Annotated in this window: 13 protein-coding genes and 1 pseudogene; 8 read left to right on the top strand and 6 right to left on the bottom strand. The window is 61.3% G+C overall.

Annotated elements, in window-relative coordinates:
• Positions 1-11: 11 nt before the first annotated feature.
• Together alr and dnaB are read right to left on the bottom strand one after the other, a co-directional pair.
• Positions 12-1085: an alanine racemase gene (gene alr, locus BN1118_RS04215; RefSeq protein WP_043554691.1), complete on the bottom strand. Its 1074-nt coding sequence runs from the start codon at positions 1083-1085 to the stop codon at positions 12-14.
• Positions 1086-1261: 176 nt separating this feature from the next.
• On the bottom strand, positions 1262-2656 hold the full coding sequence (gene dnaB / locus BN1118_RS04210; protein ID WP_043554690.1) for a replicative DNA helicase: 1395 nt from the start codon (positions 2654-2656) through the stop codon (positions 1262-1264).
• Positions 2657-3098: 442 nt separating this feature from the next.
• Between dnaB and BN1118_RS04205 the strand changes: the two genes are divergently transcribed.
• The 6 genes from BN1118_RS04205 (at position 3099) to BN1118_RS04180 (ending at position 9691) form a co-directional block, all read left to right on the top strand.
• Positions 3099-3953 carry a Tim44 domain-containing protein gene (locus tag BN1118_RS04205; RefSeq protein ID WP_042867014.1) on the top strand — a complete coding sequence of 285 codons (855 nt, stop codon included), beginning with the start codon at positions 3099-3101 and terminating at the stop codon, positions 3951-3953.
• Positions 3954-4151: 198 nt separating this feature from the next.
• On the top strand, positions 4152-5717 hold the full coding sequence (locus BN1118_RS04200; RefSeq protein ID WP_043554689.1) for an EAL domain-containing protein: 1566 nt from the start codon (positions 4152-4154) through the stop codon (positions 5715-5717).
• Positions 5718-5940: 223 nt separating this feature from the next.
• Entirely contained in the window at positions 5941-7779 is a 1839-nt protein-coding gene (locus BN1118_RS04195) for a bifunctional metallophosphatase/5'-nucleotidase (protein WP_043554688.1), read from the top strand.
• An 86-nt stretch (positions 7780-7865) separates the two neighbouring features.
• Positions 7866-8204, top strand: a complete 339-nt coding sequence (locus tag BN1118_RS04190; RefSeq protein ID WP_043554687.1) for a DUF2956 domain-containing protein — start codon at positions 7866-7868, stop codon at positions 8202-8204.
• A gap of 168 nt (positions 8205-8372) precedes the next feature.
• Positions 8373-8708 carry a hypothetical protein gene (locus tag BN1118_RS04185; RefSeq protein ID WP_042035006.1) on the top strand — a complete coding sequence of 112 codons (336 nt, stop codon included), beginning with the start codon at positions 8373-8375 and terminating at the stop codon, positions 8706-8708.
• Between the two features lie 113 nt (positions 8709-8821).
• A complete protein-coding gene (locus BN1118_RS04180) occupies positions 8822-9691 on the top strand; it encodes a tetratricopeptide repeat protein (RefSeq protein ID WP_043554686.1) in 870 nt (289 codons plus the stop codon).
• Between the two features lie 90 nt (positions 9692-9781).
• Here BN1118_RS04180 and BN1118_RS20975 read toward each other — a convergent pair.
• The 3 genes and pseudogenes from BN1118_RS20975 to fkpA form a co-directional block, all read right to left on the bottom strand.
• Positions 9782-9943: pseudogene (locus tag BN1118_RS20975) on the bottom strand (helix-turn-helix domain-containing protein); the annotation flags it as partial.
• Between the two features lie 10 nt (positions 9944-9953).
• Positions 9954-11357, bottom strand: a complete 1404-nt coding sequence (locus BN1118_RS04175; RefSeq protein ID WP_043554685.1) for a sigma-54-dependent transcriptional regulator — start codon at positions 11355-11357, stop codon at positions 9954-9956.
• A 151-nt stretch (positions 11358-11508) separates the two neighbouring features.
• Positions 11509-12315, bottom strand: a complete 807-nt coding sequence (gene fkpA, locus BN1118_RS04170) for an FKBP-type peptidyl-prolyl cis-trans isomerase (RefSeq protein WP_043554684.1) — start codon at positions 12313-12315, stop codon at positions 11509-11511.
• 119 nt (positions 12316-12434) lie between these two features.
• Here fkpA and BN1118_RS04165 point away from each other — a divergent pair, with 119 nt between their 5' ends.
• Together BN1118_RS04165 and BN1118_RS04160 are read left to right on the top strand one after the other, a co-directional pair.
• Positions 12435-13403, top strand: coding sequence for a WD40 repeat domain-containing protein (locus BN1118_RS04165; protein ID WP_043135080.1), 969 nt, complete (start codon positions 12435-12437; stop codon positions 13401-13403).
• 14 nt (positions 13404-13417) lie between these two features.
• Positions 13418-13633, top strand: coding sequence for a SlyX family protein (locus tag BN1118_RS04160; protein WP_011704936.1), 216 nt, complete (start codon positions 13418-13420; stop codon positions 13631-13633).
• An 84-nt stretch (positions 13634-13717) separates the two neighbouring features.
• On the opposite strand, the gene BN1118_RS04155 is transcribed toward BN1118_RS04160, so the two are convergent.
• Positions 13718-14353: an FKBP-type peptidyl-prolyl cis-trans isomerase gene (locus BN1118_RS04155; RefSeq protein WP_043554683.1), complete on the bottom strand. Its 636-nt coding sequence runs from the start codon at positions 14351-14353 to the stop codon at positions 13718-13720.
• Positions 14354-14535 lie beyond the last annotated feature (182 nt).

The following is a 14535-nucleotide window of genomic DNA, read 5'->3' as shown; positions in this document are numbered from 1 at the left end:
GCCGGCCGAGCCTAGACGTATTCCATAAAGACCCGGGAGGTGAGCTTGGTGATGAGCTCGTAGGGGATTGTGCCAATCTCGTCGGCGACCCGCTCCACCGGCAGCCCCTCACCCCAGAGCACGGCTTCGTCACCGGCCTTGTCGGTGGCGCCCGGCCCCAGATCCACTGTGGTCATGTCCATGGAGACGCGGCCCACCAGGGGCACTATGCGGCCGTTGACCAGCACGGATGTGCCGTTGGGCGCCATGCGCGGATAGCCATCGCCGTAGCCGATGGCGATGACGCCGAGCTGGGTATCGCGATCCGACACCCAGTTGGCGCCATAGCCCACCGGCTCGCCCGCCTTGTGATCCCGCACCGCGATGAGCTGGGTCTTCAAGGTCATCACGGGTTGCAGGTCATAATCCGCCGCCACCGTATTGGGGAAGGGGGATACGCCATACAGGATGACGCCGGGGCGCACCCAGTCGCAGTGGGAATCGGGCCAGGCCAGGATCCCCGCCGAGTTCGCCATGGCCCGCTCGCCCGCCAGCGGGGCAGTCAACTTGCTGAACAGGTCGATCTGCTCGCGGGTGGTGGCTTGTTCGAGCTCATCGGAGCGGCTGAAGTGGGTCATGATGTTGAACGGCTGCACCACGTTCTTGCACCTGGCGAGCCGCTCGATGAAGGCGGGCATCTCATCGGCACGCACCCCGAGCCGGTGCATGCCGGTATCGAGCTTGAGCCAGGCCACCACGGGGGCGGGCAACTCGGCCTGCTCCAGCGCTTCGAGCTGCTCCCAGGTGTGCACCGCCGTCTGCAGGTTGTTGGCGGCCAGCACCGGCAGGTCCGCGCTCGAGAAGAAACCCTCCAGCAGCACGATCGGTTTGACCACAGCGCAGGAGCGCAGCATCAGCGCCTCTTCGATGCGGGCTACCGCATAGGCGTCGGCATCCACCAGGGTGCGGGCGACCGGCAGCAGGCCATGGCCATAGGCGTTGGCCTTTACCACGGCGATGATCTTGCAATCGGGGGCGTGCCGTTTTACCACGGCGAGGTTGTGGCGCAGGGCCGCTGTATTGATTTGAGCAATTGCCGCTTTCATCTGTTTTCCCTTACGAGGGCATGATGGCGCTTGAATGCGCCAGGCACCGTGTGGTGTCAGCCCTTAATTGTCATCGTCTAAGGCCGGACCGGCATAATTGTCGAACCGGGAAAACTGTGTCTGGAATCTGGGGGGCATAGTCACCTATATGGGTGCGCAGACCGGCCCCTCCCTACTTAGTAATCGTCATCAAACGCCGGGCCGGCATAGTTGTCGAACCGGGAGAATTGCCCCTGGAAGGTGAGGCGCACGCGGCCTATGGGACCGTTACGCTGCTTGCCTATGATGATCTCGGCAATCCCCTTGTCGGGACTGTCATCGTGATACACCTCATCACGGTAGATAAACATGATCAAATCCGCGTCCTGCTCGATGGAGCCGGATTCCCGCAGATCCGAGTTGACCGGGCGCTTGTCGGCGCGCTGTTCCAGGCTTCGGTTCAGCTGGGAGAGCGCCACCACCGGGCACTGCAGCTCTTTCGCCAGCGCCTTGAGGGAGCGGGAGATTTCACCGATTTCCAGGGTTCTGTTGTCGGAGAGCGCGGGCACCCGCATCAGCTGCAGGTAGTCGATCATGATCATGGAGAGGCCGCCGTGCTCACGGGCGATGCGGCGCGCGCGGGAGCGCACGTCGGTCGGGGTGAGGCCGGAGGCGTCATCTATGTACATCTTGCCCTTCTCGAGCAGCAGCCCCATGGTGGAGGAGAGGCGCGCCCAATCTTCGTCGTCGAGCTGACCGGTCCGCACCTTGGTCTGGTCGATGCGCCCCACGGAGGCGAGCATACGCATGATGATCTGCTCGGAGGGCATCTCCAGCGAGAAGATGAGTACCGGTTTGTCGGCGGTGAGCGCCGCGTGCTCGCACAGGTTCATGGCAAAGGTGGTCTTGCCCATGGAGGGACGGGCCGCCACGATAATCAGATCCGAGCGCTGCAGACCCGCGGTCATCTTGTCGAGATCCCCGTAACCGCTGGAGACCCCGGTCACCCCGTTGTGGGGGGTCTTGAACAGCTCTTCAATCTTGTCGACCGTCTGCTCGAGGATCAGCTTGAGCGGCTGTGGCCCCTCGTTGGCGCTGGTGCGCTGCTCGGCGATCTGGAACACCTTGCTCTCGGCCAGATCGAGCAGATCGCCCGAGGTGCGTCCCTGCGGCTCGTAGCCTGCTTCGACTATCTCGTTGGCGACCGAGATCATCTCCCGCACCACCGCCCGCTCACGCACGATCTCGGCGTAGGCATTGATGTTGGCGGCACTCGGGGTGTTCTTGGCGATCTCCACCAGATAGGCGAAGCCACCGGACTCTTCCAGTTGCTCGGAGCGTTCCAGCTCCTCCTGCAGCGTGATGAGATCGATGGGGTTGCCCACATTGGAGAGGCGGGTCATGGCCTGGAAGATCAGCCGGTGCGGACGGCTGTAGAAATCCTTGTCGATCACCCGTTCGGCGACCCGATCCCAGGCGTCGTTATCCAGCATCAGGCCGCCCAGTACGGACTGTTCGGCCTCAAAAGAGTGGGGAGGGACTTTCAGCTGTTGTGTCTTGGCGTCTTTTTTCGCCGTCACTTGCTCTGCCATACACATAAAAACCGCAGCGGGAAGGGGACGGGAATTTTACAAAAGAAACCCCGCCATCGCGAGTGCTAATGCACGCTATTCACTTCTGTCTGGTGCAACCCTCCTCCTGATGGTGGCTGGCACCGCTTGCCGATGAACTGTGCCAGGGGATCACCCCGGCCTCATACCATGAGGAAGGGCCAGACCAGGGTCTGGTCATGGGGCTTGGCTCTCGCCTTGTTGCGCAGCTTGCGCTCCTTGCGGCTCGGTCGTCGACTTTTCATTGCACTGCTCCTCTGATGCCCCCGATCGGGACAATCTGTTCATGAATAATTCATGCCAACCATGTTAATCATAGTCGCAAGCTGCAATACAACGAGGGACAGGCAGCCTGCCATGCGCCTCGCTGAGCTTGCCAAAGCAGAGCATGCCCCACCCACTGATGAGAGTGAAAAGAGTCAAAATGAAAAAGATGCTGACCCTGTTTGCCGTGATCCTGGCCATTGGCCTGGGGGCACCCATTGCCGAAGCCAAGAAGTTTGGCGGCGGTAAATCCTTTGGCAAGAGCTACAAGACGGCTCCGGCCCAACCGGCGGCCAAGCCCGTCGACACCAAGAACCCGGCGGTCGGGGCTCAGGCCGCACCGAAGAAGGGTGGCATGATGGGCGGTCTGCTCGGCGGCCTGCTGGCTGGTGGCCTGTTCGCCTACCTGCTGGGTAGCGGCGCCTTCGAAGGTCTGCAAGGCATGGACATGCTGCTGATCGCCGCCCTGGCGCTGGGCGCCGTCTTCCTGTTCCGTGCCATGCGCAGGAGCAAGGCGGCCTCGCCCCAGCCACAGGCAGCCTACGCCGGCTATCAGCCGCCGTCGGCCGCCCCCCAGCAGTTCGAGCAGAGCAACAGTGCGCCGCAAGCGACCGGCTTTGCCGACAGCGACGTGCCCTTCCGTCTGCCGCCAGGTTTTGACATGAACGGTTTCCTGTCAGGTGCCCGTGATCACTACCGCACCCTGCAAGAATCCTGGAATAAAAACGATCTGGAAAAGGTACGCGAGTACGTGAGCCCCGAGCTGTTCGAGCAGCTCAAAGCCGAACGTGCCGAGCTGACCGGTGAACAGCATACCGAAGTCATGTATGTGGATACCCAGCTGGTACGTGCCGACTACGGCAGTGACTGGGCCCAGGTCAGCGTGCGCTTCAGCGGCCGCTACATGGATCGCCAGGAGCAGGTCGAGGAGGACATCAAGGAGGTGTGGCACCTCGAACGCAACCTGGCCAAGGACAATGCGCCCTGGCACATAGTCGGTATCGAGCAGCTGTAAGCACTCCCTTGTCTGCGATGACAACAGAGGCGGCCCCGGGCCGCCTCTGTTATTTTTGAGTCCCCATCTCCCCTCTCCGCCTCCCTCCCCCTGAACCTCCCTGCCATTGACACCCCGTGGTGGCTATGAGAATGGTGGCTGATTGTGTAGTATGACCGACCTTTTTTTGTTCAATTTCCGTTCACCGAGGCGTGGTCCATGGCTCTCTCTTTTCTGCGTCACAGCAACCTGCCTCGTCTGCTGGCCAGCCTGCTGTGCTGCGCCTCCTTGATCCTCGTCTCCCTCACCACCCTCTACTGGCAGACCTGGTCTCTGACTCGCCAGCAGGCACAGACCGCCGCCGAGCGCGCCATGGTGCAGATCGACAGCGCACTGCGCCACTCGACCCAGGCGGCAAGGGCCGCCCTGCCACTGGCGAGCCGGCCCTGTGCCGAGGTTGCCCGCGAGCTGCGGGTGCTGGTCGCCACCTCCCCCTATGTGCGCTCGGTCAACCTCTCCCGCCACGGCCGCCTCTACTGCTCCTCCATCTTCGACGAGATAGACCTGAGCGATGAGCTGCAAGACGGCCAGCACGAGCGGTTCAAGCTCAGCGCCGTCACCCGGCTCGGGCGCAAGCCCTCGCTGCTGTTCTATCACCTGAGTGAAGGGGATCATTCGGTGATGGTCGCCATCAACCCCTACCACCTGAGCAAGCCGTTGCAGTGGCGGCTCGCTGGTGCCCATAGCTGGGTGCAGATCGGCGAACAGTGGCTCGACCTCCAGGGCAAGATCCACGACGGCCAGCCCCCAAGATTGCGGGGATTCAACTATCGGCTCAACTCGACCGCGTTCGACTACAACCTCAACCAGGGATTCCCCTTGCATGCCGTGCTGGCCCTGACCCTGCAAAAGCAGGGATCCCTCATCATACTGATCCTGACGCTGGGCGGCCTGGCCGGCCTCGCCACCTACCGCTGGTGGAGCCATATCTCGACCCCGACCCTGGAACTCAAGCGCGCCATCATCAAGCAGGAGTTCATCCCCTATCTGCAACCCATCGTCTTCAGCAAGAGTGGCCAGCTGCATGGCTGCGAGGTGCTGATGCGCTGGCAACACCACCGCCAGGGGCTGATCCGGCCGGATCTCTTCATCCCGCTGGCGGAGGAGAGCGGCCTCATCATACTCATGACCCAGACCCTGATGCAGCAGGTGCGCCTGCAGTTCGCCCCCCACGCGGCTCAGCTGCCAACCCGCTTTCACTTCGGCTTCAACATCTGCGCCCAGCACTGCCAGGATCTCAGCCTGATCGATGACTGCCGCGTCTTCCTCGCCGCCTTCGCCGGCAATCCGATAACCCTGGTGCTGGAGCTGACCGAGCGGGAGCTGATCCCCCCCAGCCAGCTGACCGACCGGCTGTTTGGCGAGCTGCGGCAGATGGGGGTCAAGATAGGGCTGGACGACTTTGGCACCGGCCACTCCAGCCTCACCTATCTGCAGCAGTTTCACGTGGATTATCTCAAGATCGATCAGAGCTTCGTCGCCATGATAGGCACCAATGCCCTCTCCCGTCATATTCTTGACAGCACCATCAGCCTGGCCACCCGGCTGGGGCTGGAGACCATAGCCGAAGGGGTCGAGACCCAGGAGCAGGCGGACTTCCTGACCGAGCGCAACGTCAACTACCTGCAGGGCTATCTCTATGGCCGCCCGCTCACCCCGGCGCAGTTTCTGCGACTGCTGCCCGCCGTCACCACAGAGCCGGCGGCCCGGCCCGGCAGTGCCTGATCCCTAGTACTGCCAGCCGCAGATACGGCGATGTGAAACTTGTCATTAGTCTGTAGTCATGGCGTTGCGCAATCTCGCAAACGTTTGTTCGCTTTATTAATGTGCAGTAGCTCAAAGGAATCAGCTCTCTTTATTTCCAATTATTGCTTTTTGCCTAGAATCGCCACACTCCTGTCATGCAGGAACGATATACAGGACAATAACAACAAGAGGATTATTACCGATGAAGAAGACGCTACTGGCCGTCACCGTCTCTATTACCCTGTTCGGGCTGACCGCCTGCAATTCAGAAAACAGCAGCAAGGAACATATTCCGCTGGATTTGACCATTGCCCACATCAATGATACCCACGCCCACCTGGACCCGACCGAAAATGCGCTGGCCATCCAGCCCAACGGCCAGGAGCTGTTCAAGTTCAACGCCAAGCTGGGCGGCTATCCCCGCCTGAAGTTCAAGCTGGACGAGCTGCGCAGCCAGGCTGCCAATGAAGGCCGCAACTTCATGGTGCTCAACGGTGGCGATGCCTTCCAGGGCACCCTCTACTTCACCCAGTTCAAGGGGGAAGAGGAGTCTCGTCTGCTCTCCGACATGGGCATAGATGCCATGGTGCTGGGCAACCATGAATTCGATCTGGGCAACCAGGCTATTAAAGATTTCGTCTCACGGGTGAATTTCCCTGTATTGGCTTCCAATATGGTGAAATCCAGTAGCGCCACCCTGAAAGACAGTGAAAATATTCATGAATATGTCATTAAGGAAGTAAATGGCGAGAGCGTGGGTATTTTCGGGCTGGTGCTGGAAAATATGCATGACATCTCTTCACCGGATACCGATACCCAATTCCTGCCGATGATTGAGACCGCCCAGAAAATGGTCGACACCCTCAAGTCAAAAGGCGCCAACAAGATCATCATGGTCACCCATATCGGGCTGCAAAATGACCAGGCCGTCGCCAAGGCGGTCAACGGTATCGACCTGATCGTCGGCGGTCACTCCCAGACCTTCCTCGGCGACATCAACGAGATCAACAGCGTCGGCTACACGGCCCACAACCAGAACCCGGCCGACGACAACACCTATGCCCAGCTGATCAACAATCCGGACGGCGGCAAGACCTGTATCGTGCAGGCCGGCGAATGGGCCAAGGGCTATGGCCTGGTCAACGTCTCCCTGAGCAAGGAAGGCCAGATCACCAAGTGCGAGGGTCGCAACACCCTGATGACGGGCGACGACTTCACCAAGGAAGTGGCCAAGAAGAAGGTGCCCCTGACCGGCAGCGAGCAGACCAACGTGGTCGACTTCATCACCAAGTCACCCGTCATCGAAATCGTGCCGGAGAACACCGCCATGCGCGATGTGATCGACACAGAGTACAAGCCGGCCGTGGCCGAGCTCGAGGCCAAGATCATCGCCGAGGTGCCGACCAAGCTGCCCCACGTGCGCGTGCCGCTCACCCCGGATGGCGCGGGTCTGATCGATCCCCTGGTGGCCGAATCCCTGTACTGGAAGCTCAACAAGCTCAACACCAAGGTCGACTTCACCATCCAGAACGCCGGTGGTGTGCGTGCCGACGTGAACGCGGGCCCGCTCTCGGTCGGTTACGTGATGGGCACCTTGCTGCCGTTTGGCAACAAGATCGCCGCCTTCAACCTCAAGGGCAAGGACGTGCGCGCCACCCTGGAGTACGCCGTTGACTACTCCATCGGCCTGGAGACCGGGATCGGTGCCTCCAGCGGTGCCTTCCCCTACGTCGGCCACCTGAGCTACAGCTATGACGGCAAACTGGCCAAGGGGTCCCGCATCACCAAGCTGGAGCTGCTGGATGCCAACGGCCAGTGGCTGCCGCTGGACGACGAGAAGGTGTACCGGGTCGGTGCCAACACCTATATCGCCTCCGGCAAGGATGGCTACAACGGCCTGCTCAAGCGCGAAGAGCTGCCCAACAAGGGTGACTATGTCGACTCTGGCGTCGGTGAGAACGAGATGTTCATGGAGTACGCCGAGTCCCAGGGCACCCTCAATCCGCTGCCCTATGCGACCGTGACCTACAACAAGCCCTGATCCGGCTCACAACCTGCTACAACGGCGCCTGAGGGCGCCGTTTTTATGGCATACTCCCCGACAATCGATGCCGAGGAGACCCTTTGATGGCGAAGTACGACAAGATATCCCCCGAGACCCAGCAGGATGCGCTGAAGATCGCCCGCGCCAACCAGAAGCCGGGACAGACCAAGGAGCAGACCCAGCTGATCGCCCAGGGGATCCAGAAAGGCATAGACGAGTACAAGAAACAGATGAAGGCACGGGCCCGGGAGGCCAGTCGCCAGAAAAAGTTGCAGAGCAAGGCGAAGCAGCAACCACACGCCGAACAGGTAGAGGAGAGCGAGATCGAACTTGTCGAGGTCTCCCGCCAGCATCCCTTGCCCTGGATCCTTTTGCTGCTGAGCTGGCTGGGCTTTGCCGCCGCCTGGTTCTGGTTGCGCTGATCCCCCGATGACAAGGCGTTGCCAGGGGTTGCTTCCAAAGCTTGAACCCGCGCCACGGCGCCTCGCCGGCCAGGGCTGATCCCATACCGCTGCGGATCGTCATCGCACCGGCCCTGTACAATCACTGAACCCCGACCCCATTTACCCACCGTCTGGAGAACACCCGCCATGAACCCGGCTCCGCTCTATCTGCTGGCACCTCTGGTGCTGTTTATCGTGACTCTGGTGCTCTATCGCATCTCGCCGCTGCGGGCCGTCGCCGCCGGCAGCGCCCGCTGGTTTATCCTGCCCGCCTTCACCCTGTTTATCCTGCTGATCATCATCAACGGGGCAGCTGATCCAAGCCTGCGCAACCCGGCCTTTCACTGGCTGATGCCGGGGCTCGGCTTTGCGCTCAGCCTGTTTCCGGCCCTGCCCAAGGCACTGGTGCCGCGTCTGGCGATCAAGGAGGGGGCCTTTGCCGCCCTCGGCCTGATGCTGATGAGCCTGGCCATGGTCTACTGACCGGCTGGCCGCTGGTGCGAACATGACTCAAGGGGCACTCTGTGACGAGCGCCCCTTGTACAAACAATGGCCTGCAGGCATCTTGGTGGGAGGATAGCCAGCAAGGAGGCCAAATGGACAATCCGCCCGATTTCATGGCGCAGTGGGATTACAAGGATCCCGCCGCCAGCGCCCTGCGCTTTCATGCTCTGTTGCCCGAGGCGCGTGCCGCCGCCGACCTGCAACTCGAACTGGAGCTGCTCACCCAGATAGCCCGCACCCATTCGCTGCAACGCCAGTTTGCCGAGGCGCACCAGCTGCTCGACGAAATAGAGCCCCGCCTCACCGATGCCACCCCGCGAGCCCGCCTTCGCGCCCTGCTGGAGCGCGGCCGCACCTTCAACTCCGCCGGCGACAAGGCCAAGGCCAGAACCCTGTTCGAGCAAGCCTGGCAGCAGGGGCTCAAGAGCAAGGAGCTCTATCTCGCCATCGATGCGGCCCACATGGTGGCCATAGCCGCACCGCTGGAGGAGCAGAGCCGCTGGCACCAGCTGGCGATGGAGTTGGCGGAGCGCAGTGCCGATAAAAAAGTGCGCGGCTGGCTGCCCAGTCTCTACAACAATCAGGGCTGGACCCTGTTCGAACTGGGCCGCCTGGAAGAGGCCCGCCAGTGTCAGCAAAAATGCCTGGCCTGGCACGAGCAGCACCACAACCCGGCCAAGGCCTTCATCGCCCGCTGGAGCCTGGCGCGGCTGACCCGGGCACAGGGCTTGCACGAACAGGCGCTGGCCGAACTGACGCAGTTGCAGGCGGAGATGGTGGAGGCCGGCGAGCCGGAGGATGGCTATCTGTTCGAGGAGTTGGGGGAAAATGCACTGGTACTGGCTGACCCGGCCGCGGCCGAATACTTCGCCCGCGCCTGGTTTCTGCTGTCACAGGATCGCTGGCTCAAGGCTAACGAGGCAGAGCGACTGGCCAGGCTCAAGCAGTTGGCCAAGCTCTAGCAAACAGCCTCTAGCAAAGCAGCAGGGCGGCCAGTTGGCCGCCCCGAACACTTCACTCCCAGAGTGACGAATACCATATCGGCACCCATCTCAGACCAGGCTCGCCTCTTCCCAGCTCTGTTTCTTGCGATAGATGGTGGAAGGGCTGATCTCCAGCAGGGCCGCCGCCTTGGGGATATTGCCGTCACAGCTGGCGATGGCCTGCTATATGGTCTCCTTCTCCACCGGCGGCCCAATCGGAGCATTGACCATGCCCCGCCACTCAGACCAGGCTCGCCTCTTCCCAGCTCTGTTTCTTGCGATAGATGGTGGAGGGACTGATCTCCAGCAGGGCCGCCGCCTTGGGGATATTGCCGTCACAGCTGGCGATGGCCTGCTCTATGGTCTCCTTCTCCACCAGCCAGAGCGGGCGGATCGGCGTATTGAGCAAAGGTGCGGCGCTGCCGCTGGCCGAACTGACCGGCGCCATGGCTGCCGTCAGGCCCCTGCGGCCGCTGAGCGGCGGCGGCAATATGTCCGGGCTCACCAGCTCGCGATCGTTGAGCACCACTATGTTGCGCACCACGTTTTGCAGCTCGCGCACGTTGCCGGGCCAGGGGTAATCGAGCAACACCCGCGCCGCCTCGGCATCGAAATCCTTGAAGCGCTTGTTCTCTTCCCTGGCGTAGCTCTGCAGCAGGTTGCGGGCCAGCAGCAGTATATCCTCGCCCCGCTCGCGCAGCGGTGGCAGGCTGAGGGGGATCACGTGCAGACGGTAGTAAAGATCCTCGCGAAAACGCCCCGCCTTCACCTCCACCAGGGGATCCCGGTTGGTGGCGCAGACGAAGCGCACGTCCACCGTCTCCAGCTTGCCGCTGCCGACCCGCTGCAGAGTGCCGGTCTGGATGAAGCGCAGCAGCTTGCTCTGCAGGTCGAGATCCATCTCGCAGATCTCGTCCAGAAACAGGGTGCCACCGTCCGCCAGACTGGCCGCACCCTTGCGATCCCCCTGGGCACCGGTAAAGGAGCCCTTCACGTGACCGAAGATCTCGCTCTCCATCAGATCGTGGGGAATGGCGGCGCAGTTGAGCGCGATGAAGGGCTGTTCGCTGCGGGGGCTGCACTGGTGAATGGCCTCGGCGCACACTTCCTTGCCGGTGCCGCTCTCCCCCGTGATGAACACGGTCGCCTTGCTCGGCGCCGCGCTCTCTATGATGCGATAGACGGCCTGCATCGGCATGGAGGCGCCGATGAAACCGGCAAACGAGCTGCGCTCGAAGTTCTCCCGGTACTGGGCCACCAGCGAACTCAGCTGCTGGTGCTTGAGGGCATTGCGGGCGGTGGCACACAGCCGCTTGCCGTCGAACGGCTTGGTCAGGAAATCGAAGGCGCCGAGGCGCATCGCCTCCACCGCCACATCCACCGAGCCGTGGGCGGTGATCACCACTACCGAGCAGGGCAGTTGCTGCTCGGTGATCTGCTGCAGAATGTCCATGCCGGACATGTCGGGCAGTTCGAGGTCGAGCAGCACCACGGGCGGCGGGCTGGTCAGCAACTGCGCCAACGCCTGCTGACCACAATCGGCCAGCACTACCTCATAGCCATCCTGGGCCAGATACTGTTCATAGACCACCGCCAGACTGCGGGTATCTTCCACCAACAGGACTCGAGGTTTGCTTTCAGCCACGGGAGCCATCCTTGCAATTGATTTTGTTGTCTATTTCGGGTCTTGTACGCCATGTTAGCACAGTTGGCGACTCTCTCTTTTATCCCGCCATTCGCCGGGAGATACAAGTAAAAACGGCTCCCTAAGGAGCCGTTTTTTCAACGATGAGCGCTTACTTCTTGGCGTTGTCGCCATCGGCAGCCGGCTTCTCGATCGCCAGCAGCTCAACATCGAACACCAGCACGGCATTGGCCGGGATGGAGCCTGCACCGTGCTCGCCATAGGCCAGCTTGGACGGCAGGAAGAACTTGAACTTGGAACCCACCGGCATCAGCTGCACGCCTTCGGTCCAGCCCGGGATCACCTGGTTGAGCGGGAAGGTAGCCGGCTCGCCGCGATCGACCGAGCTGTCGAACTTGGTGCCGTCGGTCAGGGTGCCAGTGTAGTGAACCTTGACGATGTCAGTGGCCTTCGGCTTGGCGCCGGTACCCATCTTCTCGACCTGGTATTGCAGGCCGGATTCGGTGCTCTTCACGCCTTCTTTCTTGGCGTTGGCAGCCAGGTACTCTTCACCCTTCTTCTGGTTATCCACGGCATCCTTGTCAGCCTTGGCCTTGGTCAACTCGTTGATCTTGGCATCGTACTGCTGCAGAACCTTCTGGATTTCCTCGTCAGTCATCTTGGCTTCTTTGCCCAGACCGTCGGTCACACCCTTGAGGATGACGCCGTTGTCCAGTTTGATGCCGAGTTCCTGCTGACGTTCCAGGGTATTGGCGATATAACGACCCATGGAGAGGCCAATTGCATAGCCGGATTGCTCTTCAAAGCTCTTGGCATCAGCCTTGGGGGCCTCTGCCGGCTTGCTGGCTTCTGCCTTGACCTCTGCGGTATTCGCAGCAGTCTTCTCGTCTTTTTGGCAAGCAGTCAGACTCACGGCAACTGCCGCAGCCAACAGGGACACCTTCAGAAAATTGTTCATCAGTTTCTCCAAAACTCTAAATACCGCTCTCGGTTCCTTCGTGAAATGAGAGGTTTATCGTGATAAGCGCCTTATACTAACGCCGTGATCGCAGGTAACGAAAGCATGAGACAGGAAAAATGATAAAAAGTGCCATTTATCTCATCGGTATTTGCCTGATACTGACAGGTTGCGAACAGAGCTCACTGCCGGACCGGCAAGTCACCCTCGCCAATCAGGGACTGCTGAGCGCCGATCTCGCCAGCGACGGCAAGCAGGCCATCGTCTCCAGCCTGAGCCAGGGCACAGTGGTGTGGGACCTGGAACAGGGCAAGGAGCGCTGGCGCTGGCGCCAGTCCGACAATCAGGACAACTTCGTCATCATCACCCGCTTCTCGGCAGACAACAGCCATGCCGTGACCGCCACCCTGGATACCTTCGCCATCTGGCGTCTGCAAGATGGTCAATCCCAAGGCTACTACTCGCTTCCTGAATCCAGGCTGAGGGACATAGCCCTGTCGGCCGATGGCCGTCAGGTGCTGATCGGCCGCGAAGATGGCAAGGCGGAGCTGGTCGATACCCGCACCGGCCGCAGGCTGCAGTTCCTCGGTCACACCGAGCAGGTCAATACGGTGGATCTCTCCGCCAATGGCCGCTACGCCCTCACCGGCGGCAACGACTACAGCGCCTACCTTTGGGATACCCGTTCCGGCCAGGTGGTGTGGCGATTCAACCACGCCGGCCGGGTGGTGATGGCGAGGCTGGATCCCCAGGGCCGTTTCGCCTTCACCGCCGACAGCCGCCAGGCCAGCATCTGGGATCTGAAAACCGGCAAGGAGGTGAGTCGGCTGCAATTTGATCACCGCTTCGAGGTCTACACCACGGCGCGCTTTGCCAACGACGGCAACTGGCTCATCACGGGCGCCCCCTCCCGTCAGCTCTCCCTGTGGCGGGTGAGCGATGGCAGCCTGCTGCAAAGCTGGCGCGTCTCGCCCCATCCCAGAGTGAAACCACCGAGCGCAGTGGTCTACGGCGTGGCTTTGCGCGACAATAGCCACCTTGTCAGCGCCAGCTCCAGTGGCCTGGCCGAAATCTGGACTATCAAGTAAGGACCCAAAGGCCCATGAGTCAGCAACTTAACGATCGCCTCGAAACCCTGGAAAGCCGCCTCGCCTTCGCCGAATACACGGTGGAGCAGCTCAACGACGAGGTCACCACCCAGGGCCGCGAGCTGGATCGACTCAAGCATCAGATCCAGCTGCTGGTGGACAAGCTGCAGAGCGTGCAGCCGAGCCAGATCGCCAGCATGGCCGAAGAGACGCCGCCCCCGCACTACTGAGCCGCAACGCGGCCTCGCCACCCGGCCATAAAAAAACCCGCGCCAGGCGCGGGTTTTTTTATCGGGCTATGCCCAGGGCACAGATCAGTGCTGGTGACCCTTGCCACCGCAGCCGCCGCCACCGCAGCAACCGCCATGACCCTGCTCGTCGCCGTGGTCATGACCGTGATCGTGGCCATGGCCACCGCCGCAGCAACCGCCGTGCTCATGGTCGTGACCGTGGTCGTGGTCATGACCATGATCGTGACCGCAACCACCGGCACCGTGAACGTGGCCGTGAGCCAGCTCTTCGGCCGTGGCGGCACGCACGTCCTTGATCTCGACCTTGAAGCCCAGGGTCACGCCAGCCAGCGGATGGTTGCCATCCACCTTGACGAACGCTTCGGACACTTCGATGACGGTCACCGGGCGGTGGCCATCGTCAGTCTCGGCCACAAAAGTATCCCCTTCAGACACTTCCATGCCGTCAAACAGCTCGCCAGGTACTTCTTGCACCAGGCTTTCGTCGTATTCGCCATAGGCCTGGGTCGGTGCCAGCGTGACGTCGAACGCCTCGCCCACGCTACGGCCTTCCAGCTCGGCTTCGAGGCCGGAGACCAGATAACGGGTACCGTGCAGATACACCAGAGGCTCTTTACCGACAGTGGTGTCGATGACTTCACCGTGTTCGTCGGTGACTGTGTATTCCAGCGTAACCACGCTCAGGGGAGCTACTTTCATGTCAGGGATCCTGCGGATAGAAAAAAACGGGCCCAGAATACCTCAAAAAGGCGGCCAAGCATATGGCAGGCCCGGCTCAGTCGTGATGAAAAAGTCATCAATGTGAAGCGGCATGGGCCTGATCCACACCTCACTCCCGGGTATTGCGGCTGGACCCTCATTCGGGACGAAACACACCTATC

The sequence above is a fragment of the Aeromonas bestiarum genome (assembly GCF_000819745.1).
GTDB lineage: Bacteria > Pseudomonadota > Gammaproteobacteria > Enterobacterales > Aeromonadaceae > Aeromonas > Aeromonas bestiarum.
The sequence above is the reverse complement of the archived record's forward strand: the minus strand, read 5'-3'. Positions and strand labels throughout refer to the sequence as shown.

Bases quoted from the DNA above. Each gene is read 5' to 3' on its own strand.
- alr (WP_043554691.1), bottom strand. From the start codon at position 1,085: ATGAAAGCGGCAATTGCTCAAATCAATACAGCGGCCCTGCGCCACAAC.
- dnaB (WP_043554690.1), bottom strand. From the start codon at position 2,656: ATGGCAGAGCAAGTGACGGCGAAAAAAGACGCCAAGACACAACAGCTG.
- BN1118_RS04205 (WP_042867014.1), top strand. From the start codon at position 3,099: ATGAAAAAGATGCTGACCCTGTTTGCCGTGATCCTGGCCATTGGCCTG.
- BN1118_RS04200 (WP_043554689.1), top strand. From the start codon at position 4,152: ATGGCTCTCTCTTTTCTGCGTCACAGCAACCTGCCTCGTCTGCTGGCC.
- BN1118_RS04195 (WP_043554688.1), top strand. From the start codon at position 5,941: ATGAAGAAGACGCTACTGGCCGTCACCGTCTCTATTACCCTGTTCGGG.
- BN1118_RS04190 (WP_043554687.1), top strand. From the start codon at position 7,866: ATGGCGAAGTACGACAAGATATCCCCCGAGACCCAGCAGGATGCGCTG.
- BN1118_RS04185 (WP_042035006.1), top strand. From the start codon at position 8,373: ATGAACCCGGCTCCGCTCTATCTGCTGGCACCTCTGGTGCTGTTTATC.
- BN1118_RS04180 (WP_043554686.1), top strand. From the start codon at position 8,822: ATGGACAATCCGCCCGATTTCATGGCGCAGTGGGATTACAAGGATCCC.
- fkpA (WP_043554684.1), bottom strand. From the start codon at position 12,315: ATGAACAATTTTCTGAAGGTGTCCCTGTTGGCTGCGGCAGTTGCCGTG.
- BN1118_RS04165 (WP_043135080.1), top strand. From the start codon at position 12,435: ATGATAAAAAGTGCCATTTATCTCATCGGTATTTGCCTGATACTGACA.
- BN1118_RS04160 (WP_011704936.1), top strand. From the start codon at position 13,418: ATGAGTCAGCAACTTAACGATCGCCTCGAAACCCTGGAAAGCCGCCTC.
- BN1118_RS04155 (WP_043554683.1), bottom strand. From the start codon at position 14,353: ATGAAAGTAGCTCCCCTGAGCGTGGTTACGCTGGAATACACAGTCACC.